At 42.8% G+C, this 21,609-nt stretch carries 19 protein-coding genes; 6 read left to right on the plus strand and 13 right to left on the minus strand.

The annotated features are described in order from the left end of the window. The first annotated feature begins 112 nt into the window (after positions 1-112). On the plus strand, positions 113-682 hold the full coding sequence (locus AC4MC0_RS13400; protein ID WP_335999191.1) for a peroxiredoxin: 570 nt from the start codon (positions 113-115) through the stop codon (positions 680-682). A gap of 101 nt (positions 683-783) precedes the next feature. Here AC4MC0_RS13400 and ftn read toward each other — a convergent pair whose 3' ends face one another. The 5 genes from ftn to AC4MC0_RS13425 form a co-directional block, all read right to left on the minus strand. Beyond that, entirely contained in the window at positions 784-1,248 is a 465-nt protein-coding gene (ftn, locus tag AC4MC0_RS13405) for a heteropolymeric bacterioferritin subunit Ftn (protein ID WP_004695301.1), read from the minus strand. 269 nt (positions 1,249-1,517) lie between these two features. Next, complete coding sequence (locus AC4MC0_RS13410) at positions 1,518-3,149, minus strand: PepSY-associated TM helix domain-containing protein (RefSeq protein ID WP_335999193.1); 1,632 nt, start codon at positions 3,147-3,149, stop codon at positions 1,518-1,520. Positions 3,150-3,155: 6 nt separating this feature from the next. After that, on the minus strand, positions 3,156-3,446 hold the full coding sequence (locus AC4MC0_RS13415; RefSeq protein ID WP_005400300.1) for a hypothetical protein: 291 nt from the start codon (positions 3,444-3,446) through the stop codon (positions 3,156-3,158). Further along, positions 3,412-3,702, minus strand: coding sequence for a hypothetical protein (locus AC4MC0_RS13420; protein WP_335999196.1), 291 nt, complete (start codon positions 3,700-3,702; stop codon positions 3,412-3,414). Before AC4MC0_RS13420 ends, AC4MC0_RS13415 begins: the two co-directional genes overlap by 35 nt. A 73-nt stretch (positions 3,703-3,775) precedes the next feature. Beyond that, positions 3,776-5,968 carry a TonB-dependent receptor gene (locus tag AC4MC0_RS13425; RefSeq protein ID WP_335999198.1) on the minus strand — a complete coding sequence of 731 codons (2,193 nt, stop codon included), beginning with the start codon at positions 5,966-5,968 and terminating at the stop codon, positions 3,776-3,778. Between the two features lie 274 nt (positions 5,969-6,242). Here AC4MC0_RS13425 and AC4MC0_RS13430 point away from each other — a divergent pair, with 274 nt between their 5' ends. Further along, on the plus strand, positions 6,243-7,310 hold the full coding sequence (locus tag AC4MC0_RS13430) for an SDR family oxidoreductase (protein ID WP_335999200.1): 1,068 nt from the start codon (positions 6,243-6,245) through the stop codon (positions 7,308-7,310). A 278-nt stretch (positions 7,311-7,588) separates the two neighbouring features. Here AC4MC0_RS13430 and ligA read toward each other — a convergent pair whose 3' ends face one another. The 5 genes from ligA to AC4MC0_RS13455 form a co-directional block, all read right to left on the minus strand. Beyond that, positions 7,589-9,628, minus strand: a complete 2,040-nt coding sequence (gene ligA, locus AC4MC0_RS13435) for an NAD-dependent DNA ligase LigA (RefSeq protein ID WP_335999202.1) — start codon at positions 9,626-9,628, stop codon at positions 7,589-7,591. A 94-nt stretch (positions 9,629-9,722) separates the two neighbouring features. Further along, positions 9,723-10,718 carry a cell division protein ZipA C-terminal FtsZ-binding domain-containing protein gene (locus AC4MC0_RS13440; RefSeq protein ID WP_335999204.1) on the minus strand — a complete coding sequence of 332 codons (996 nt, stop codon included), beginning with the start codon at positions 10,716-10,718 and terminating at the stop codon, positions 9,723-9,725. 4 nt (positions 10,719-10,722) lie between these two features. Continuing rightward, entirely contained in the window at positions 10,723-14,175 is a 3,453-nt protein-coding gene (smc, locus tag AC4MC0_RS13445) for a chromosome segregation protein SMC (RefSeq protein ID WP_335999206.1), read from the minus strand. 10 nt (positions 14,176-14,185) lie between these two features. Beyond that, positions 14,186-14,881, minus strand: coding sequence for a GntR family transcriptional regulator (locus tag AC4MC0_RS13450; RefSeq protein WP_004983028.1), 696 nt, complete (start codon positions 14,879-14,881; stop codon positions 14,186-14,188). A gap of 159 nt (positions 14,882-15,040) precedes the next feature. Continuing rightward, positions 15,041-15,844 (minus strand): sulfite exporter TauE/SafE family protein, encoded by an 804-nt coding sequence (locus AC4MC0_RS13455; RefSeq protein WP_279739220.1) that lies wholly within the window; start codon positions 15,842-15,844, stop codon positions 15,041-15,043. 28 nt (positions 15,845-15,872) lie between these two features. Here AC4MC0_RS13455 and AC4MC0_RS13460 point away from each other — a divergent pair, with 28 nt between their 5' ends. Continuing rightward, positions 15,873-16,628 (plus strand): biotin--[acetyl-CoA-carboxylase] ligase, encoded by a 756-nt coding sequence (locus tag AC4MC0_RS13460; protein ID WP_332476722.1) that lies wholly within the window; start codon positions 15,873-15,875, stop codon positions 16,626-16,628. Positions 16,629-16,644: 16 nt separating this feature from the next. Further along, on the plus strand, positions 16,645-17,376 hold the full coding sequence (locus tag AC4MC0_RS13465; protein ID WP_335999209.1) for a type III pantothenate kinase: 732 nt from the start codon (positions 16,645-16,647) through the stop codon (positions 17,374-17,376). Here the strand turns inward: AC4MC0_RS13465 and AC4MC0_RS13470 are convergent. Next, a complete protein-coding gene (locus AC4MC0_RS13470; RefSeq protein WP_491887130.1) occupies positions 17,367-17,795 on the minus strand; it encodes an alpha/beta hydrolase in 429 nt (142 codons plus the stop codon). The genes AC4MC0_RS13465 and AC4MC0_RS13470 overlap by 10 nt on opposite strands. Between AC4MC0_RS13470 and AC4MC0_RS13475 the strand changes: the two genes are divergently transcribed. Then, on the plus strand, positions 17,787-18,737 hold the full coding sequence (locus tag AC4MC0_RS13475) for an IS481 family transposase (RefSeq protein WP_031952572.1): 951 nt from the start codon (positions 17,787-17,789) through the stop codon (positions 18,735-18,737). The two genes, AC4MC0_RS13470 and AC4MC0_RS13475, sit on opposite strands and share 9 nt — an antisense overlap. Here the strand turns inward: AC4MC0_RS13475 and AC4MC0_RS13480 are convergent. Continuing rightward, positions 18,726-18,974 carry an RBBP9/YdeN family alpha/beta hydrolase gene (locus AC4MC0_RS13480; RefSeq protein WP_491887131.1) on the minus strand — a complete coding sequence of 83 codons (249 nt, stop codon included), beginning with the start codon at positions 18,972-18,974 and terminating at the stop codon, positions 18,726-18,728. The two genes, AC4MC0_RS13475 and AC4MC0_RS13480, sit on opposite strands and share 12 nt — an antisense overlap. A 181-nt stretch (positions 18,975-19,155) precedes the next feature. Further along, on the minus strand, positions 19,156-20,562 hold the full coding sequence (ffh, locus tag AC4MC0_RS13485; protein WP_010327404.1) for a signal recognition particle protein: 1,407 nt from the start codon (positions 20,560-20,562) through the stop codon (positions 19,156-19,158). 138 nt (positions 20,563-20,700) lie between these two features. On the opposite strand from ffh, the gene AC4MC0_RS13490 reads away from it, so the two are divergent. Beyond that, positions 20,701-21,510 carry a cytochrome C assembly family protein gene (locus tag AC4MC0_RS13490; protein WP_004695246.1) on the plus strand — a complete coding sequence of 270 codons (810 nt, stop codon included), beginning with the start codon at positions 20,701-20,703 and terminating at the stop codon, positions 21,508-21,510. Positions 21,511-21,609: the final 99 nt, after the last annotated feature.

Consider the following 21,609-nt stretch of genomic DNA (forward strand, 5'->3'; position numbering starts at 1 on the left):
AATGAACAGTAAATTTAAATAAATAATTCAGATTTAGACACCAGAATCTCAGCACTTTAGTGCCTTAAAATTTGCTAAGATCAATGAAATACATTTCTGGACAGCCTACACAATGAAAATAATGCAAATGGCAACGATTAGCTTAATTTCGCTAGGTAGTTTCTGTGCCATCAGTAGCGCCACTTATGCAGCACCGGCTTTTTCAAGCGCTTCATCAGGCCAAAAACAATGGGTAGGCAAGCCCGCACCGAGTTTTAAGTTACAAGATCAAAATGCCAAATGGCATGAGCTCAAACAATATCAAGGCAAATGGGTGGTGTTATATTTTTATCCGAAGGATGACTCGCCGGGCTGCACCCAAGAAGCCAATCAGTTTAAAGCACTCTACCCACAATTTAGCAAAAATAATGCGGTGGTCTTAGGCGTGAGTTTGGACGATGTACAATCGCATCAAAAATTTTCTAAAAAGTTGGGACTGAATTTCCCTATTTTGGCTGATAACAATCATCAACTGGCAAATCAACTCGGCATCGTGCGGAACTTGGGCATCGCGAAAATTGCGAAACGTGAAACCTTTCTGATTGACCCACAAGGTACGGTAGTCTATCACTACAGCAGTGTGAATACCCAAACCCATGCAGGACAAGTATTAGCAGATATTCAAAAGTTCTCTAAAAAATAACCCATACAAAAAAGCCTTCGGACATTGATTCGAAGGCTTTTTGATTACTCAGTATGTAAATACACATGCCACCTTTACATAAAACTGGTAGCTGGCATCTCTTACATTTGAGACTGAATGTAGTTTTGCAGACCAATCAATTCAATTAAACGTAATTGTTTTTCTAACCAATAAGTATGGTCTTCTTCGGTATCTGACATTTGCTGACGTAACATATCACGGGTAATGTAATCACCCTTTTCTTCACACAATTTTACGCCTTGCGCTAATTTTTCACGTACATGATATTCAAGCTTTAAATCGGCTTTTAAGCATGAAACCACATCTTCACCAATTTCAACGTCATCACGTTGCATATTTGGTGTGCCTTCCAAAAACAAAACCCGGCGAATAATCGCATCTGCATGTTGTGCTTCTTCTTGCATTTCATGATCAATACGTTCAAAGATTTTGCTCAAACCCCAATCTTCATACATACGTGAATGAATGAGATATTGATCGCGTGCAGCCAATTCTCCACCGATCAACATATTTAAGTAGTCTACGACTTCAGGATTGCCACGCATTTCAAAATCTCCATTCTCTAATGCAACTATTATGGACACATTTAATTCACTTTGCAAAAGATAAATTATGTAAGTTTATGATTTTTATAAAATTAAAATGAGAAACATACGCATTTGCAGTATGAATCATCAAAATAATAGTTATAAAAGAAGCCTTTGCAAAACTTCATCCCTTTTGTAAAGGCTTTTTAGGCTTGAACAGCCCTGTGCGTCATTTTGTAACCATTAAAAATGCTTCTTATTTCAGCCTTGGAACGGTATTCATTCTTTCACTTGTTCTGAGCAACGGACCAAAGAGAACCCACTTCTGCGGACTGGACTCGGGCCTGAGCTTGGCGATAAAAACGGAAAAATAACCCAGCAAAAAGAATAGCAAAGACATCAACCCACCATAAAGAGGAAGAAGATGGCCATAGTCCAATCTCAGGTAAGAGCAGTGTTATAGCAGAAGTCAAAGGTATAAGCAGTAAAACAATCACAATAGATAACAGTAACGTTGGTAATGCTCGTGCTGCGCCCAGTACGAAGCTCAGCATTAAACTGAAGATAAAAATCGCATAATAGATATACATAAACCATGCATTGATACTGTGTAGCTCAGGACTAAGGACATAGGCCCAGCGTCCGATCAACATACTCATAACAATGCCAAAGACTGTTCCCAAACATGCGCCTATGGTTAAGTTTGCAATGAATTGCACATCTTTACGCTGTGCAGGTGGTGCTAAATTTGGATTTTTTTGTCGTTTCACTCGAGATTCAATCCATAGAATATTACCTGAGTAAAATAAAAATGCCCCGGCTAGACCCAAGGCCAAATACAACCAACGGGTAAAATCTCCGCCATAGTTACCAAAGTGCAAACTGAACATCGATCGAATCAGTTGATCTAGACCAGAACTCTGCGTATTTAAATTGGCTGTACTATAGGGTGCGGGCTGATAAGGATTGAAAAACATCACGTCGAAGTTATCACCGCGTAACATCTGATCTGGGCTATATAAACTGACGCGTGCCGATGCCTTGGCAGGTTGGTCTAGATTGTTAAAGCTTACAGACGAGACCTCATAGCCCTGTGCTTGTTGCTGTACCTGTAAGAGTATTTTTTCAACATCTAGCTGAGGCACCGGATCTGCAATCTGCACCGCAGCGGGACGTTCAAACAATGGTTTGCCTTTGGACACCAACTGCCCCAAGCCATCATAAAAGAGATCATGAAATGCAAAAACAATCACCGTCACACTAATCAAAATATGAAACGGTAAACTGGTAATGCCAATCACATTGTGCGCATCAAGCCAAAAGCGTTTTTTGTTCTTACCTTGCCGTATCGCAAAATAGTCTTTGACCAACGTCGGCAAGAGGATGATTAAACCTGTCATTAGCGCCAAAAAATATAAGACCGAAACCACACCCATCACATAAACACCGAGTGTATGATGCCCAAGCATCCCTGGAATGCCTGCCGTTTCGTGCAGTTGTTCAATCAACCAACCCAGTTTAGATAAGTTTTCTTGTTCAACCTGTAAAGTCCCATCTGGTTTCAGTGTTGCTAACATCGCGCTTTGATCGGTATCAAAGGCATGATCATCATGTACTTGACTTTGCACAGGTTGCCACTGAATCGGGGCATAATGAAACTCTTTGGATTTTAAATTGATCTGAAAGCTTTTTTGAGCTGCAGGATAGTGCTGCTGTACCTGTGACACCAGATCGTTGTACTGATGGAATTCAACCGTATTTAAACTTTGTTGCGGTGGCGTTGCCCACTTACTCAAATCATGCTGAAACATACTCAGCCCACCTGCAAAAAAGCAAATGAACAAGAGAATGCCTGCACAAATCCCCACCCATGTATGTAACTCTTTGGCCAGTCGGAGAATATCTGTACGTATCTTCATGCCCTATTACCCTCTGAACCAAAACACAAGTGTGTAAGCCACGAAATTGAAAAACAGATAAATCACAATGGACTGCCAACCGCGTGGAATAAAATAGGCCACGAAAAAGAGCGGTAGCCAAATCCACGGAATCGACCACATACCTAATTGTGGTGCAAGGCTATGATACTCAGATTGCAGTCCCCACATCGTGATTAATGCAGCTAAAGCGAAAGCTAGGCTGAGTCCAAGAACTGCGCCCGCAAAGCTTTTCGTCCACCAGTCAGGTTGTATCTTTTGATCGCGTAGCAACGTCATGCGTCAAAGCCCCATGTAATAAAGGAATAAATGGTAGTGCTGACCACAACACCAATGGAACCAGTAACCACATCAACACCGCCACCAGTTTTGGTAATACCGCCAGTAAAAGAACCAATGCCAAAATAAAAGCAAACCACCCGACCCAACGATACTTTTTCGCCACAGCCTGTTTAAGAACCGTTTGATTAGGATGGGTCAAATACAGCAGTACACAACCACCGCAGCACAGGAATAAACCGAGAAATTTCATCATTGCGTTCAACTTAAATGAGACAGCATTCAGACATAAAAAAGCCCACTGCATCGCAATGGGCTGATCATAAAAATTAGAAATCGAAAGTGACGCCAAGTTTATAGGTACGTGCACCACCAACCGTTGCATAGTAAGAGTTGAACACACCTTCCCAATATTTTTTATTAGTCACGTTATCGACATTGGCTAGGAAAGTCGTGTTTACACCACCCAGTTTTGTTTTATAGCGCGCACCAACATCAAGAATAGTATAGTCAGGAAGTTTATAGGTATTCAAACTATCTAAATATTGTTCACTAACATAGTTAGCCCGAGCATTAACATTTAAACCATCTACCACAGGTACGGCATAATCCAAGCCTAATGAGGCAGTAAAGTCTGGCACACCATAAATCGTATTGCCTGAAATATCAGTGGTGCTTGTAGAACCTTTTGTATATTCAGCATCAATATAAGCCATGCTTCCCAGTAGATTTAAGTCCTCAGTCAAATTCCCTGAGAAGGACCATTCAATACCACGTGATCGACTTTCCCCACCGTCTTCAGTGATCTGTGTATTACCATTAACCGCTGTCGCCAAAGCTGTTGTGATCAGAGTCGGTTTTTCAATTTGATAAAGTGCCAAGCTATTTAACCAAGAACCAGCTTGATACTTTGTCCCCACTTCATATTGCTTCGTTTCGTAAGGCTTAAACAGTTTTCCTTCATTCACATCCGCGGTAGAAGTTACTGAGTCTGCTTTTGATAAACCTTCAACATAACTTGCATACAAAGATAAATTTTCTCCAAACGGTTTGATTACGATGCCTAAACTTGGTGAAACTTTATCTTCACTGTATTTTGTATTCGTACTGGTAATCACATCTGTTGTATAGTTTCGCGAATGACTGGTACTGTCTACATTCATATCTTGATAACGTAGACCTAAAATCAACTGTAATTTATCATCCAGCATCGACATTTGGTCGGTTAAAGTGTAGCTAACATATTCATTGTCTGCTGTAGGTAAAACCTCTGGTGTACCAACAGGCATTGCCCCACCTGAACTCGGGTTGTATAAGTTTGTGGGAAAAGTTACAGGCTTTGTACCTTGACCTGCTTGCGCATCTATTTGATTTTTTAAATAATCTGCACGTAAACCCACAGTATGCGAAATAAAACCTGTATTAAAAGCACCTTCTAAACCAAGATTGGCTGCGGTGTTATTTTGTTTCATATTCACATTATAATATTGTGAGTTAGCATCACCTGCGTCATTGGTCACAATCATACGTGTACCAAAAATATGTCCACTATATTCTTGCTCACTAAAACCAATACCAGCAATGGCTTTTAAATTATCTAGCAGTTTATATTCACCTGACACCGCTACATATTTAGCTTCCTGCTGACCTTGTAAATGCGGGAAATAGTTATTTTTACCATCAGGTGCATCCAACACTTTACCTAAACTGGCAAATGACACCATTGCAGGAGAACCGCCATCTCGTTTATCACGAGTCACATAAGCATCTAAATTTGCTTTGGCTTTATCTGTGGTCCAGTCTAGACCAATCACGGCTGAAACACTCTCGTCTTCCATACCATCAACGACATGCTCGCCCTGACCATAGTTGGCAGAAACACGCGCCCCATATTCTTGATCCGTGCCAAAACGTCGTGCCACATCAAAACCAGACTTGTAAAAACCATCGGTATCATAATTTGCAGAAACACGAGTTAACTCTCTATCGGCACGTTTAGTATTGGCAATCACAACGCCCCCTTGCCCGCCACCATAAGGAGATACCCCGACAACTAACGCACTTGGCCCTTTTAGAACTGTTACCGAGCTGAGAATATCAGTACTAACTCGCCCTGTTGGTGCCATACCATACAAGCCATTGATATTATTATCTTCCCACGTGCTATTAAAGCCACGAATATTGAAGTTTTCGTTTAAATGACCGCTGTTTGTGGTGGTCCGAATGCTCGGATCTATCTTCAAGACATCCATAATGGACTGGGCATGTGCATCCTGAATGGCCTGTTCACTATAACTACGAATAGTAAACGGCGTATCCATCACATCTTTTTCGCCTAGAATGTTTAAAGTGACTTTACGCTTAAGTTTCCCCGTCACATCTGTTTCTTGTGAGTCGGCTTTTACAACGATCGTTGGTAATGACTGAGCACTTTCCTCTGCAAAAGCAAGCTGTAAACAGCCTCCACCCATCATCAAAAGCCCAACAGAGCTTGCAAGAATTTTCTTAGAGAAGGCTTTCATTTTAAACAACACTTATTTTTAATGATAATCATTATTATATGTAAAATAATTATCATTAATTATCGTATTTTATCATTTGACTTATCTATTTGATCTAAAATACAAATTTAAGATTACTGCTAAAAAATACGTTTTTCTCGCTCATTTTCAATACAGTTTCGGGCAATATTATAAAATGACGCATAAGTCAGACACCTGTTCAACCCATAGGCAAAGACTTTCATGGCATTCACGTTTACACTAAGCCAATACTTAAAACAACAATGGGTAATCTATGACAAACTTAGCAACACAAGCACCGGTACTGGTTACAGGTGCATCGGGTTATATTGCCAGTTGGGTGATTCAAAAATTATTAACCCAAGGCTATAACGTTCATGCCACTGTACGTGACTTGAACAAAACCCAAAGCTTCGCGCATTTATCTAAAATTGCAGACAGCAGTGCTGGAACACTGAAACTCTTTAAAGCCAATTTGCTCGAGCCAAATTCCTTTAAAGAAGCGATGCAAGGCTGTGAAATTGTCTTCCATATGGCCTCTCCTTTCGTCGTTACTAACTATAAAGATGCAGTGAAAGACATCATTGAACCTGCTGTTTTGGGCACAGAAAATGTCTTAAACACCGTGAATGAAACTGAGTCCGTTAAACGCGTCATTGTCACTTCGAGTATTGCGTCGACCTATGGCGATGCCATTGATATTTTAAAAACAGACCACAATACTTTTAATGAAAGTCACTGGAACACCAGCAGTTCTGAGACCCATCAGCCTTATCCATATTCTAAAGTAATGGCTGAGCGTAAAGCTTGGGAAATGGCTGAGGCACAAGATCGTTGGCAGTTGGTATGCATTAACCCTGCGTTGGTCTTTGGTCGTTCATTGACACCAAATACACAGTCAGGCTCAATTGAGGTCTTACAACAGTTTACCAATGGTTTGACTTTAGCTGGTGTCCCACCTATGTGGAATGGTGTGGTCGATGTTCAAGATGTTGCTGAAGCACACTTACAAGCAGCATTCAACCTAGAAGCAACGGGTCGTTACATCGTAAGTGGTGGAACTTTAAGTCTGCTTGAAATCGGTCAATTGCTTAAAGCACATTTTGGTTGGAAGTTTCCATTTCCACGAAATGAACTGCCCAAAGCAGCCTTTAAGGTGATTGGTCCATTCATTGGTTTTAGCCGCGAGTTTGTTGAGCTGAATATGGGTTATCCAATTTATTTTGATGCGAACAAGAGCCAAAAAGAATTGGGTTTAGAGTACCGAGATGTCAAAGAAAGCCTCGTTGAGCACTTCCAACAATTGCTCGATGACGGTGTCATTAAGCAATATATTCCCTGAAATAAACAACCTAAGTTTGACTTAAATATTCCTCCAGCTCATTGAAAAGCAATGATCTTGGCGGAGTCTTATCAAGTTCTCACCCCATTTCATCATTAGCCTGCAGCTGGCCCTACTTTTGTTTCGGCAAAAGTAGGCAAAACCATTGTCATCTGCAAAACCTGTTCTCTTTTTGATGTATCAGAAATATGTCGCAGAAACATTATCTTACTTACACCACGCAGGTTGCAGATGACGTGCCCAAGTATCATATTTCTGATTTAACCTGAGTCAACAATCTAAACGTCTAATTGACCATAATCTTTCATCAGTTGAATAAACTCAGCTTCGTTGATCACAGCAATCCCAAGCTTCTCCGCTTTATCCAGCTTTGAACCTGCTTTTTCACCTGCAACAACACACTTGGTTTTACTCGACACACTACCACTGACACGTGCGCCCAGTGCTTGCAAGAGCTGTGTTGCTTCATCACGCCCCATCGTACTGAGTGTACCCGTCACGACCCAACTTTCTCCATTTAGAGGTTGGCGACTTGGTGCCACAGGTGCGTCCCAGTGAATACCTGCCGCCAATAATCGGTCTAAAACTTCAAGATTATGTGGTGCTTGGAAAAAGTCGACAATCCACTCCGCCGTGATATCCCCCACATCTGGAGTTTTCTTTAAAGCTTCAATGTCTGCAACACGTAGCGCATCTAAAGTTTGGAAAGTATTGGCCAACATACGTGCTGTGGTTTCACCCACTCCACGAATCCCCAGTGCATAAATAAATGCAGCCAAAGTGGTTTTCTTACTATTTTCAATCGAATCAATCAAGTTCTGAACGGACTTCTCACCCATTTTTTCAATGGTTAATAGCTTTTCTCGGTGCTCATGTAGGTGATAAATATCAGCCACATCTTTAAGCAGATCAAGATGTAACAGTGATTCGACCCAACGATCCCCCAAACCTTCAATATCAAGAGCTTTACGTGATACAAAGTGGCGAATCGCCTCAATACGCTGTGCGGCACAATACAAACCACCTGAGCAACGTGCTAAAGCTTCACCTTCGGGCATCACCACTGGCGATTCACACACGGGACATTGGCTCGGGAGTTCAACTTCAGTCGCATCGACAGGACGGAATTCAGGCCACACTTTTTCCACTTTGGGAATCACATCACCACTACGGTAAACACTGACAGTATCGCCAATTCGCACATCTAAACGGTGAATTTCCCCAATATTATGCAAGGTCACATTTGAAACGGTCACGCCGCCCACAGCAACAGGATTCAAACGCGCCACAGGGGTCAATGTACCTGTACGCCCCACTTGCCAGTCAATATTTTCAACCGTGGTGAGCGCAGCCACCGCAGGGAATTTATAAGCCGTTGCCCAACGCGGTTCACGACTTAAAAAACCGAGCTGTTGCTGTTGTTTGAGACTGTTGACCTTAATCACCATGCCGTCAATTTCCACACTCAATTGTGGTCGTTCCGCATTGATTTGCTCATAAACAGCTTGAACTTCTTGAATACTATCGCAGACAAAATGACGCTCACCAACTGCAAAACCAAACTGTTGCAACCACGCTAGACTTTCCGACATGGTGCTTTGACCATGATTTGGTTCACACTGCGCAATACCATAAGCATAAAATGCAAGTGGACGCGAAGCCGCAATATTCGGGTCTAACTGACGTAGACTTCCAGCTGCGGCATTACGTGGGTTGGCAAAAGTCTTCTCACCTTTGGCTTCGTTTTCTGCATTGAGCTTTTCAAAGCCTGCTTTAGGCATCAAAACTTCACCACGAACTTCCAGTAGCGTAGGTACTTCGCCCTGATCTGTACTCAACACCTTCGGCAAGTTACGAATGGTTTTGACGTTTTGGGTAATGTCTTCCCCTGTCTCACCATCACCACGCGTTACCCCACGCACCAGCACGCCATGTTCATACCACAGTGAAATCGCAAGACCATCAAACTTCAGCTCGACATCATATTGAATCGTTTGATTCGGCAAACGTTCTTCTGCACGGCGTGCAAAGGCAAAGAGTTCTTCTTGATTAAACACATTACCTAAGGACAGCATCGGTACCACATGCGTCACGCTAGTAAACTTCGCCAAAGGTTTACCACCGACTTTATTGATCGGGCTGTCTGGCTGAATACACTCAGGGTATTGTTCTTCTAAAGCTTTCAGTTGATGAAAGAGCTGATCATATTCACTGTCTAAAATGGTCGGCTGATCCATCACATAATAAGCATGATTATGCTGTGCCAAAATTTGGATCAGTTGACGCATTTGCGCAACGACAGTCGAAGGTTGAGTCATAATTTCACCATAAAAAAGGGCGGTCTTTGTTCCGCCCTAAAAATTGTATTTCTACTGTCTATTATAGAAATCGTTACCGCTGCTTTCAATCAGATTAAGCATCGATTGCTTGTCCAGCACGGTAATCAATCGCCAAGTGGCGCCAATGCTCACGCAGTTGTGGCGTGAACTCTTGGTTATTTTGATCATAAACCGTTCCATCGATTTCACGGGCAATTAAACGTGAAATACTGTCCATGGTGTCAAAGGCATTTTGCACGTCACGGTGTGGTAAGGCCAAGAAAAATGCCAAGCCTTTAATTGGATCGGTCGACAGATTTTCCAAGTCAAAACCATCCATGCCTGTATCAGTAATTTGCAACACAGAGAACAGTAACTTGGTTCCATCTTCGTTATAACGATGGAAACAAGACATTTCGCCAAAACGTAAACCATACTTCATTAAAACTTTTAAAGTTTTCTCACCAGACAATGCACGACGTTCAGGATAAACATTCAGGGCTATAAACGACTCTGCTGTGGCTAAGGCACTTTCATCATCGACAATTTTTTGCTCATACAAATGTGCATCTAAAATGCTGCTTTCATCGTCAAACTCTGAAATTTCAGCTTTTTCGACGTTGGCATTTAAACTAAATTCAACTTTATCCGCTTTTGCTTGGTCATCAACAAGTGAGGAGCTTGCACTTTCAGTCGTTAATTCCGTTGCATCAACTACCGCATTCTCAGGAGCGACTGAGTCTACTGCTTTATTTTCTACCTCAGCTGATGCATCCAAACTTGGTTCAGTACTGCTGCTTTCGAGCACACTGTCTGCATCCAAAGCTTTCGGTTCGGCTTTTTCAGGCAGTGTCTCTTCTACAGAACTTTCGTTTAAAGTCGGCTCTTTACGTTCAACCTCTTCAACTGATACCGTTTGCAGTTGATCACGTACGTGACGCGGGATAATAGGTTTTTGACTGTCAGCATCAATATGCAATGCGGACTCAAGTGAAGGCGCTGCATCTGCCGGCTTTCGAAAAATCATTCGAACCCCAAACAGCATAATGATCACTGCTATGACGATACCAATAATTGTTGTGTATTCCATCTTATTAGGCCTCCGCGACTAAACCGTATTCTTTTGCCTGTTCTAAATTTACAGTCACTAACTTTGATGTTCCCGGTTCAGGCATCGTAACACCTAACAAGTCGGTCGCCATCGTCATTGCGAGTTTATTATGGGTAATGTAAATGAATTGCACCTGTTCAGAAAGCTCTTTTACAAGATTACAAAATCTTCCCACGTTCGCATCATCCAAAGGTGCATCTACTTCATCCAAAACACAAAATGGCGATGGGTTGAGGCGGAAAATCGCAAACACCAAGGCCAATGCCGTCAGGGCTTTTTCTCCCCCTGAAAGTAACGCCAAAGAGCTATTGCGTTTGCCTGGCGGACGGGCCATGAGTTTAACCCCAGACTGCCAGTCATCTTCCAAAGTCAGACTCGCTTCTCCACCATTGAAAACTTTCGGGAACAGATCTTGTAGTTCGGTATTAACCCGATCAAAAGTGCTCATGAACAGTTTACGGGTTTCTTGGTCAATACTTTTCATTGCAGCACGCAACTGCTCAACGGTATTTTCCAAATCTTGAATTTGATGGCTCAACTCTTCAAAACGTTTAGACACTTCTTCATATTCTTCTGAAGCCGCCAAATTGACTGCGCCCAATTTCTCAAACTGCTGCTGTGCTTTTTCCAAAATCTGTTGATGGCTACTAATATCAATACTCAAACCCTCAATAGCTTCAACATTCATCTCTTTCAGCTGTTCAGAATAATGTTGTAAGTCTGACTTTGCCGCTTGCCACGCCAAACGTTTCTCTTCTAACTGGGTTCTCAGCTTTTCATCTTGTTGTTGCTGTTGATGACGGTGTTCGGTCAAACTTTGCTGGCGCTCTTGCACTGCATTCAGTTCAACTTGCCATTCAGACCATGTCTTTTGCAGCTTTTCAGTGATCTGTGCTTGTTCGCTAAACTGGCTTTCCAAGGCCGGCAGCTCAAGTTGTACAGGGTCAATAAACTTTTTGGCCTGCTCCATCTGTGACAATATTTGCTGATACTGCGCTTTTAAGAAAGTACTGTCTTTCTCTAACAGTTCAATCTGCTGTGTGGTTTGCACCGCCTGACGACGCACCATTTCAAGTGCTTGCCAAACCTGCTGTGCCTGCTGCTGGCTATCATCCAGTTGCTCAGTCAAAGACTCTACTTGGAACTGCATGGTTTTGTAGTTTGGCAAATTTTGCTCTAGCTTAATATTCAATGCATGCAGATCAATCTCTAGATCATCTTTTTGCATGGCATCTTCTTCAAGCTGACTGTCTAGCTGCGCCAGTTGATTGGCCAATTGTTGCTTTTGCACTTCAAAGGCTTGGTTGGTACTTTGCACTTTGGCAATATTCAAATCAATCTGCTGCGTCGCTTGAACTTCTTTTTTCAACAGTTGTTGATCCGCTTTTAACTGCTCATCCACCGCTTGGACTTGAGTACGAAGCTCTGTGGTTTTCGTTTCAAGCTGAGTCAGAAGTCCCGTTTTTTCAGCAAGGGTCTGTTCAATTTCATCTAAACGAATCCGATGGCTTAGCGCACCCTGTCCAGCTTGGCTTGCTTCGTCATAATCCAAACCAATCACCCAGTCCACGCCGACATGGTAACCGTCTAAACTCAGAAGAGACTGACCATCTTTCAATTGCTTTTGCAGCGCTAGGGCTTGTTTTAAGTTGGTGGTCACACCCACCTGCTGCCACAAAGAGGATTGTGGCGATTCAATCCAACTGGCTAGGCTATCGCAACCTGCAATTTCGATCAGCTCAACATGCGGCTGAGGCGTTAACTGACGTGCAACCGCATCGGTGAAAGCATCGCTGTTGTCCAAACAATGCGCTGAAAGCCATTTGGCTAAGAATTTTTCGACCAGCGCGGCATGGGTTTTAGCCGCATCTTTAAGCTGCAGCACATGCATCAACTGTGGATGATCACTATTTTTTAAGGCACTGACTTTGACCAACAACTGCTTGAGATGCTTCTGCTCGGCACTTAAGACCTGTATATCTGCTTTGTGCTGATTCAACTCAGTTTGAGCAGCTTGATGTTGGATACGTAAATCATCCAGCTGCAACTGCACCTCAATGATACTTTGCTCACGTTGTAACTGCTGTGCCTCGGCGTCTTGCTTGGCATGTAACAATTGATCTATCGCATCCAACTGGCTTTGGTTTTGAATTTGCGCCGCTTGCTGCTCTAAAATCTGCTTTTGCTGCTCAAAGCGTAAAATGTTTTTGGCCAACTGTTCACTTTGCGCCGACATTTGCGTTTTTTGTTGCTGCTGTTTTTCAACCAAACTTTTGACTTGTTCAAACTGTTGAAGCAGCTGTTGCTGCTGTACTTTTAAATCCGTTAAACCTTGGCTTTGTTGTTGGTTTTGACTTTCTTGCTGTTGTAACTGTTCAGTATGAAGCTCATTTTGTTCGTGCAAACTTTCCAGTTGTAACTCGATCAACTGCATACGCTCTTTGGTTTGCATCTTCTGCTGTTCAAGCTGTGCCAAAGTAGTAGTATTTTGCTGGAACAAGCTCTGCTTTTGTTCCAAAGTCATTTTCAACTCAGCCAGCTTTTTCTCTGCGTGTTGCCACTCACTCTGTAGTGGCGTGGACTGCTGAATCAGGCGTTGAAATAGTTCACTGGTCGAAGTCAAATCATGCTCTAAAGTGGTTAGCTCTGAACGCACCAGCTTGAACTGATCACCCAAATCATTCATGTGCAGCGTATATTCTTGCTGTAAACGGCTGCTTTGTTCGCATTGAAAAGATAAAACTTCGACTTTAATGGTGCGAATTTGGCTTTCCAGTGTTTTGTACTGAATCGCGGTTTCAGCCTGACGTTTTAAAGTTTTTAACTGTGATCTTAATTCAGAGGCAATATCTTCTAAACGCGATAAATTTTGCGTGGTGTGATCCAAATGCAATAAAGTTTCGCGGCGACGTGCTTGATAACGAGAAACCCCTGCGGCTTCCTCAATAAAAACTCGCATTTCTTCAGGTTTTGCATCGACCAAACGGTTGATCATGCCCTGTTCAATAATCGAATAAGAACGTGGCCCTAAACCTGTGCCCAAGAAAATATCGGTAATGTCCCGACGACGGCATTTGGTGCCATTTAAAAAGTATTCAGACTTACCATCTCGGTTGACCTGACGTTTAACCGCCAGTTCGGTATAGGCATTATAGCTACCACCCAACTTGCCATAAGTGTTGTCAAAACGCAGTTCTACACTCGCGACACTCACGGGTTTGCGCTTTGCCGTACCGGTAAAAATGACATCCTGCATACTACCACCACGCAGTTGACGAGCACTGGATTCGCCCATGACCCAACGAATAGCATCGATCACATTGGATTTACCACAACCGTTCGGCCCAACCACTGCTGTGCGGTTATCTTTAAAGTGTAACGTGGTGCTGTCGGCAAAAGATTTGAAGCCGGAAAGTTTTAAACTGCTTAAACGCATAATGTCCTGACTAACGTCGTGAGCGTCTCGCCCACGCAAGTTCAATTTGTTTCATTCGGGTCAGAGATTCCAACACCAAGTTACGTAAGTGTCGACAAAAATCTTCCATAAATAAAGTAGCTTGTTGTGATTTTCTGATTAAAACCGCATCAGTCACCAGTTTAAATAAATCATAAGATTCTTGTAACTCTCTACGTGAGGTATTTAAGGTTAAAAAATAGCTCCGACGTATCGAGGGCAACAGTTCTTGGTAAAACTTCATTAGATAGGCATTTCCCACCATTTCATGCTGACGCGCCAATCCTTCAAAAATTAAATCATAAAATTTTTCGATACTGCCTTGTTTCAGCTGATTCCCCAACTCATCCAATAGCAACTGTAAACGTTCCGCTTCATAGCTGCGCCATGTTTCCGCAATGCGTTGCACAATTTGCCCCAACAGCAGACTGCTGGTGTCAAACAAGGCACGTACTTGCTGAGCCGACATTTCAGAAACGATGGCACCGCGGCGCGGGTAGATTTCAATCAGATGTGTGCGTTCAAGCAGTAACAAGGCCTCACGCACCGAGCCGCGACTCACATCCAGTTCAGCGGCAATACGTAATTCTTGTATGCGCTCACCTTCGACCAACTCACCGCGAATGATTTGTTCACTGATGTGTTTGGCAATTTGTTCGGACAAACTCTCTGTATCATGTGCTTGCATACTGTTCCTAACTTGTTTTTATAAGATGCAATCCATGGTCTTTAGTGACCTATTTTTAGGTTTTACCCGATCTTAAACGCTAAACACTATGTCATTGTCTAACAATTTTACCGTCTATAATGCCAATCAACAGCAACGCACACAACATTGTCAAAGAAATTAAGAACTAAAACCTTGATAAATAAAATATAAACCGACCACCACCAACAAACCAGCAAAACACTTTTTCAACATCGCAGGCGATAAAAGATGCGCCACTTTTGCCCCAAATTTCGCGGTAATAAAACTCATGACCGCAATCCCGAAAAAGGCATAGACATGAATATAACCAATGGTATTCGGTACATTTACTTCAGCTTGGTGCCCAAACCACATAAAACCTAAAGCTCCAGCCACTGCAATTGGTAAGCCACAAGCCGCAGACGTCGCTACTGCTTTTTGCATAACCACACCATGACGGTTTAAGTATGGCACCGTCAAACTTCCCCCACCAATACCAAAGATCGCAGAAGCTACACCAATGCCAGCACCGACAAATAACTGTTTGCCTGTAGAGGGCAACTGACGCGATGGATCGACCTCAACATGTGCGCCACTAAACATTTTGTACGCCACCCACACCGCAAAAAAACCGATCAGCAGTTGTAAGCCATGTCCTGACATATAGTCTGCAATGCCTGCGCCTAAAAAAGCGCCCATAACTAAACCTGGGGCCAAATTGCGAAATACAGACCACAACACTGCCCCGCGTTTATGATGTGCACTCACTGAACTCATTGACGTGACAATGATGGTCGCCAGTGATGTGCCAACCGCCATATGCATAATGACACTCGGGTCATAGTTCAGGTGAGTAAACACCACATATAAAATCGGGATGATAATGAGTCCACCACCAACCCCAAATAGCCCCGCAGCAAAACCAGCGATTGCGCCAATCAGTAAATATATGATTAACTCCATGATCATTTTTCACTTTTCTCAGATTCATATGGATTTAGAGACACGCCAATTACAACAGCTTCTCGCTGAAGCACAGCAACTTCCTGAAGTTTTATTGCTCAAGCCAGTTACCACATCCACCAATGATGATGTGCGTGAAATTGCGCAAAAAGGGATTCAGAGCATTTTGGTCTGCAGTACACGACAAACTCAAGGTCGTGGACAGCGTCAACGACAATGGGTTTCTCCTGAAGGAAACATCTATTTAAGCACATTGCTACAGACCAAAACACCTATAGATGGGCGCTTGGCTTTAGAAATTGCGTTAAATATCTTGCAAATGCCGAGTTTACAAGGCCTTGCTCTGCAAGTGAAATGGCCGAATGACCTTTACAGTGCTCAAGGTAAATGGGGCGGAATTTTAGTTGAACCACTGTCAAGCCACCAAGCTATTATTGGGGTAGGCATCAACATCAACCAAGTCGAAGATACCCAGCTCGATCAAGCCACCAGCTCACTTGAACAGCTGGGTTTAGCCCAACCAGATCGCATTAGTTTAATGGCAGAACTGTATCTGGCAATTCAACAAGCAGGCCTATGGTTCACCCATAACAGTGCGAATTTGGCTTCTCGTTTCAATCATTACGCAGCCTTTATGCAGCAACAGGTTGAATTTGAACATATGAAAGGTCTGTCTCAAGGCCTATTCTTAGGCATTCAAGATGATGGTGCGGTACAAATTCAGACCACCAATGGTGTTGAAAATTTTTATCAAGGCCGTTTACGCCCAATGATCCCTGTTTAAATGATTGAGCATCATCATGAAAAATTTATGGTTAGATATTGGTAATACTCGTCTGAAGTATTGGATTACGCAGGAAGATCAAATTTTGGAACAAGGGGCTGAGTTACATTTACAGTCCCCTGCCGATTTGCTTTTAGGTCTAATTCAGCATTTTAAAAACTTAAATATTCAACAGATTGGCGTTTCTTCGGTTCAGGATAAAAAAAATAATGACCGAATCCGTAAATTATTAAAAAGTTTAAATGTACCGATCACCTTTGCCCAAGTACAGGCCAACTATGCAGGCTTACAATGTGGCTATGAACAGCCTGAACAACTCGGAATTGACCGTTGGCTGCAAGTGTTGGCAGTCGCACGTGATCCTGAGCAGAACTATTGTGTGATTAGCTGTGGTACGGCGCTGACCATCGACTTGGCGGATGGTTTGCAGCATTTGGGCGGCTATATTTTACCAAATCTCTACTTACAACGAGACTCGCTGATCCAAAACACCAAAGGCATTAAAATCCCAGATGCCGCTTTTGATGAACTGGGGCCTGGTCGTAATACCATCGACGCAGTACATCATGGGATTTTGCTCGGTTTGGTCAGCACCATTGAAAAAGTCTTGCAACAGTCTCCACGCCAACTGATTTTAACTGGCGGTGATGCGCCTGTATTTGCGCGTTATTTGGCAGAGTATGCACCATGCATTGAAAATGATTTATTACTTAAAGGGCTACAATATTATATTCAGCATCAACCCTGAGCCACCGCCTGTTGTTGTAAAAGGGGTTTTAAGGTATTAAGCAGTAGCTCAAATTCAGCATAGCCATTTTCCCGCATAAAATGCCCTGCACGTTTCACTTCCAATACCTCTGCACTCAAGAAGTGCCCAAAGGTAAGCGCCAAAGGCGGTGGAACATAGGGGTCATTATTGGAAAACATCACCACACGTGAAGCGATGTGAGAGTGGAGTATACCGCTGTCCAACTTTGCTTGCGCAATAAAGCCACTTAACTCAGGTAAGCTTTTTAACGCCGCTTTAAAGCCCGCAATACAAAAAATTGCTTTGATTCGGCGTTCACGCAGTTTACTACTGAGATAATGTAAAGTCGCTAAATGTTTAGTCCCAGATTTTAATGGTGCAATATTCTCAGATAAATGGAAGGAAGCACTATGGGACAAGTTCTACACAGCAGCGCCACAACGACACAGGCAGTGCGTCGAGCAATACAAAATAGTCAAGAGAGCTTAAGAACGCTAGCCAAGCGTTACGGCATCAATCAAAAGACCGTCGCAAAATGGAAGAAACGTACTTCAGTAGATGATCTTACAACCGGCCCAAAGAATCCTCGCTCAAGCGTGTTATCGCCTGAAGATGAGGCGGCAATTGTTGCTTTTCGAAAACGCACTTTGTTGCCGCTAGACGATTGCCTTTATGCATTGCAGCCGAGTATTCCTTATCTGACACGCTCGTCGTTACACCGCTGCTTACAGCGGCATGGTATTTCACGACTGCCTGAGGTACAAGGTGATCGCCCTGTCAGGAAGCGCTTCAAGAGCTACCCCATTGGTTACTTTCATATCGACATCGCTGAGATGCAAACAGCACAGGGTAAGCTTTATCTCTTCGTTGCCATTGATCGCACTTCCAAGTTTGCGTTCACTGAATTGCATACTAAAGCCAGTAAGATGGCAGCCGCGGAGTTCATGCGCAATCTGGTTAAGGCTGTGCCCTATAGAATCCATACGGTGCTAACAGATAACGGCATCCAGTTCACGAACCGCACCTGTGATCGCTACGCCTCTGAGCACATCTTTGATCGGGTTTGTACTGAATGTGGCATTGAACATCGTCTTACCAAGGTTAAGCATCCATGGACCAATGGACAGGTCGAGAGGATGAACCGAACGATTAAAGAAGCTACTGTCAAACGGTTCCATTACGACGATCACACTCAGCTATGCATTCACCTTGCTGATTTTATTGCTGCATACAACTTCGGCCGCAGACTCAAAACACTCAGGGGCCTGACTCCCTACGAATTCATCTGCAAACAGTGGACAGATGAACCTGAACTTTTTAAAATTGATCCGATCCATCAAATGCCGGGACTAAACAGCTAGACACCCCAAACTATGTGCAATGATGATGGTGTTTTCATCCAAAGTGGTCATTTGCAGGGCCAAAGCCTGTTGCCATTCTTCGAAATGTGGTGCATCACTATGCGGGAGCACTAAACGTTTTACTTCAGCATGCAGATCCATCTGACTGAGTTTTTGACTTAGCCACGGAAACCAATGGTCATTGGGCGATGCTTGATAGCCATGCACAATATAGATATGTTGTTTTGATCCATTCATTTTCAACTTCTTATTATAATGTTTGAAAAGAATAAATTTTACGCAACTTTCAAGCCATAAACAGTGCGTTTTTGTTATTGATTGAGGGTATTGAAAATACACATAATATTTTCCATGACTCACAAAACAACAGAAAAAAAAGGCGCTCAACGCGCCTTTTTCTGAAATGGTAAGAAGCAGATTACTTCTTATCGTTGCCACCAAATAATGGTCCCATTCCGCCGCCACCACCAAACTGTTTTTGCATACCGCTTAATGATTTCATCATTTTTGCCATACCCGATGGATTGGCAAATTTCTTCATCATTTTAGCCATTTGCGCATGTTGTTTAATCAACTTATTGACTTCAACGACATCCATACCACAGCCTGCTGCAATGCGCTTTTTACGGCTTGGGTTCATCAGATCTGGATTGCGGCGCTCTTTGATGGTCATCGATTGGATAATCGCTTCCATCTTTTTCACTTGCTTTTCAGGGTTCGCTTGCGCCAATGCATCTTGAATCCCTGCATTGCTCATGCCAGGCAACTTATCCAAGAAACCCATCATGCCACCCATTTTATTCATTTGCTCAAACTGCATTAGCATATCTTCAAAGTTGAAGCTGCCACCTTTTTGCAGTTTTTTCGCCATTTTTTCGGCTTTTTCTTTGTCGACTTTACGTTCAAGCTCTTCGACCAAAGAAAGTACATCACCCATACCCAAGATACGCTGTGCAACACGTTCAGGATGGAATGGCTCTAAGGCATCGAGCTTTTCGCCCATACCTAAGAATTTGATTGGCTTACCTGTGATTGCACGTACTGAAAGCGCCGCACCACCGCGCGCATCACCATCAGTTTTGGTCAGAATCACACCCGTTAATGGCAGTGCATCATTGAAGGCTTTGGCTGTATTTGCCGCATCCTGACCGGTCATTGCATCGACCACGAACAAAGTTTCAGTTGGCTTAATCGCCGCGTGAAGTTCTTTGATCTCGTCCATCATTTCATCGTCTACGTGTAGACGACCTGCAGTATCAACAATCAAGACATCCGCAAACTGAATTTTGGCTTGTTCAATTGCACGCGTTGCAATGGTAATTGGTTTTTCGTCTGCACTCGATTCAAAGAAAATCGCGCCAACTTCACCTGCAACGGTTTGTAGCTGTTTAATTGCTGCTGGACGGTAAACGTCGGCAGATACCATCGCTACTTTTTTCTTTTGGCGTTCTTGTAAGAAGCGAGCAAGTTTTGCAGCCGTTGTTGTTTTACCTGCACCTTGTAAGCCCGCGAGTAGGACTACAACAGGAGGTTTTGCTGCAAGATCAAGGCTTTCATTTGCCTCGCCCATCATTTTCGTTAATTCGTCATGCACGATTTTAACAAATGCTTGGCCTGGCGATAATTGAGTCATGACTTCTTGACCCAACGCCTCTTCCTTAACTTTCGCGATAAATTCACGAGTTACAGGAAGTGCAACATCGGCTTCAAGAAGTGCCATACGTACTTCACGTAGGGTATCTTTAATATTGTCTTCGGTTAGCTGCCCAGAGCCAGTAACATTTCTTAAACTCTGCGTGAGTCGTTCCGTTAAGGTATCAAACATTGCAAAATCCGCTTAAAATTGCTAGTTGCAAAAAAATCTTTCTTAAAATAGAAAATTTATGCATAGAATGCTATAGGATACTGTAGTTCGCACCGAATTTATATAAATGAATATTCATCATCCTGAAAAAGGTTTGACATGATTAGCCTGCCCTTGGTTTACACCATCTTAGCATTAGTCGCTTATACCACCTCTTTTTGGTATTTGTTTCTCAAATTAATGGCTAAACGTGATCCAAACCATTGGTTTATTGGCATTATTTTAGGCTTAGGCTTATTACTGCATGCAACTGTTTTATACCATGACATGCTCACGCCGATGGGGGTGAATTATGACGTTTTTGTCTTAATGTCATTTACATCAGGGCTCATGCTGTTACTTAGTCTACTCTATAGCACTTATCGTCCAATTCTAGCTTTGAACCTGATTGGCATTCCTGTGGCCGCTACAGGACTCATTTTAGGTTTTGCCTTTAGCCAGTCTACCCAATTTATTGAACAGCGCTCATTGGGTTTAGATATTCATATTATTTTATCGCTGTCGGCCTATGCGGTGCTACTCATGGCAACCATACAAGCCGTGATTTTATGGTTCCAAGATCGTGAGTTAAAGAACAAACAAAAGAAACGCTTTTGGGTCAACTTACTGCCCTCTTTTCAAGCCATGGAGTCTTTACTGTTTGACTTGATTAAAACGGGTTTTCTTTTACTGACCGTAGCGTTGGTGTTTGGTTTCTTTACCATCGATAATTTTTTTGCCCAACATCTGGCACATAAAACCGCTTTTAGTATTATTTCTTGGTTTGTGTATGGATCTTTACTCATCGGACATTACCGTTTTGGTTGGCGCGGTCAAAAAGCGATTCGTTTTACCTTAATTGGATTCTTCTTGTTGGCTGTCGGTTTTATCGGATCTAAGTTTGTATTGGAAATGATTTTAGGTCGATAAAGTCTTTTGTTTAGTTCGCTTTATTAAAGATACAGAGCTCTACTCACAAAGTAGATGTGCAACTTGATAACCCAATAGAAAAGCCCAGCTTGACCAAGC

It is taken from the genome of Acinetobacter sp. CAU_H_S139_7 (assembly GCF_058599305.1).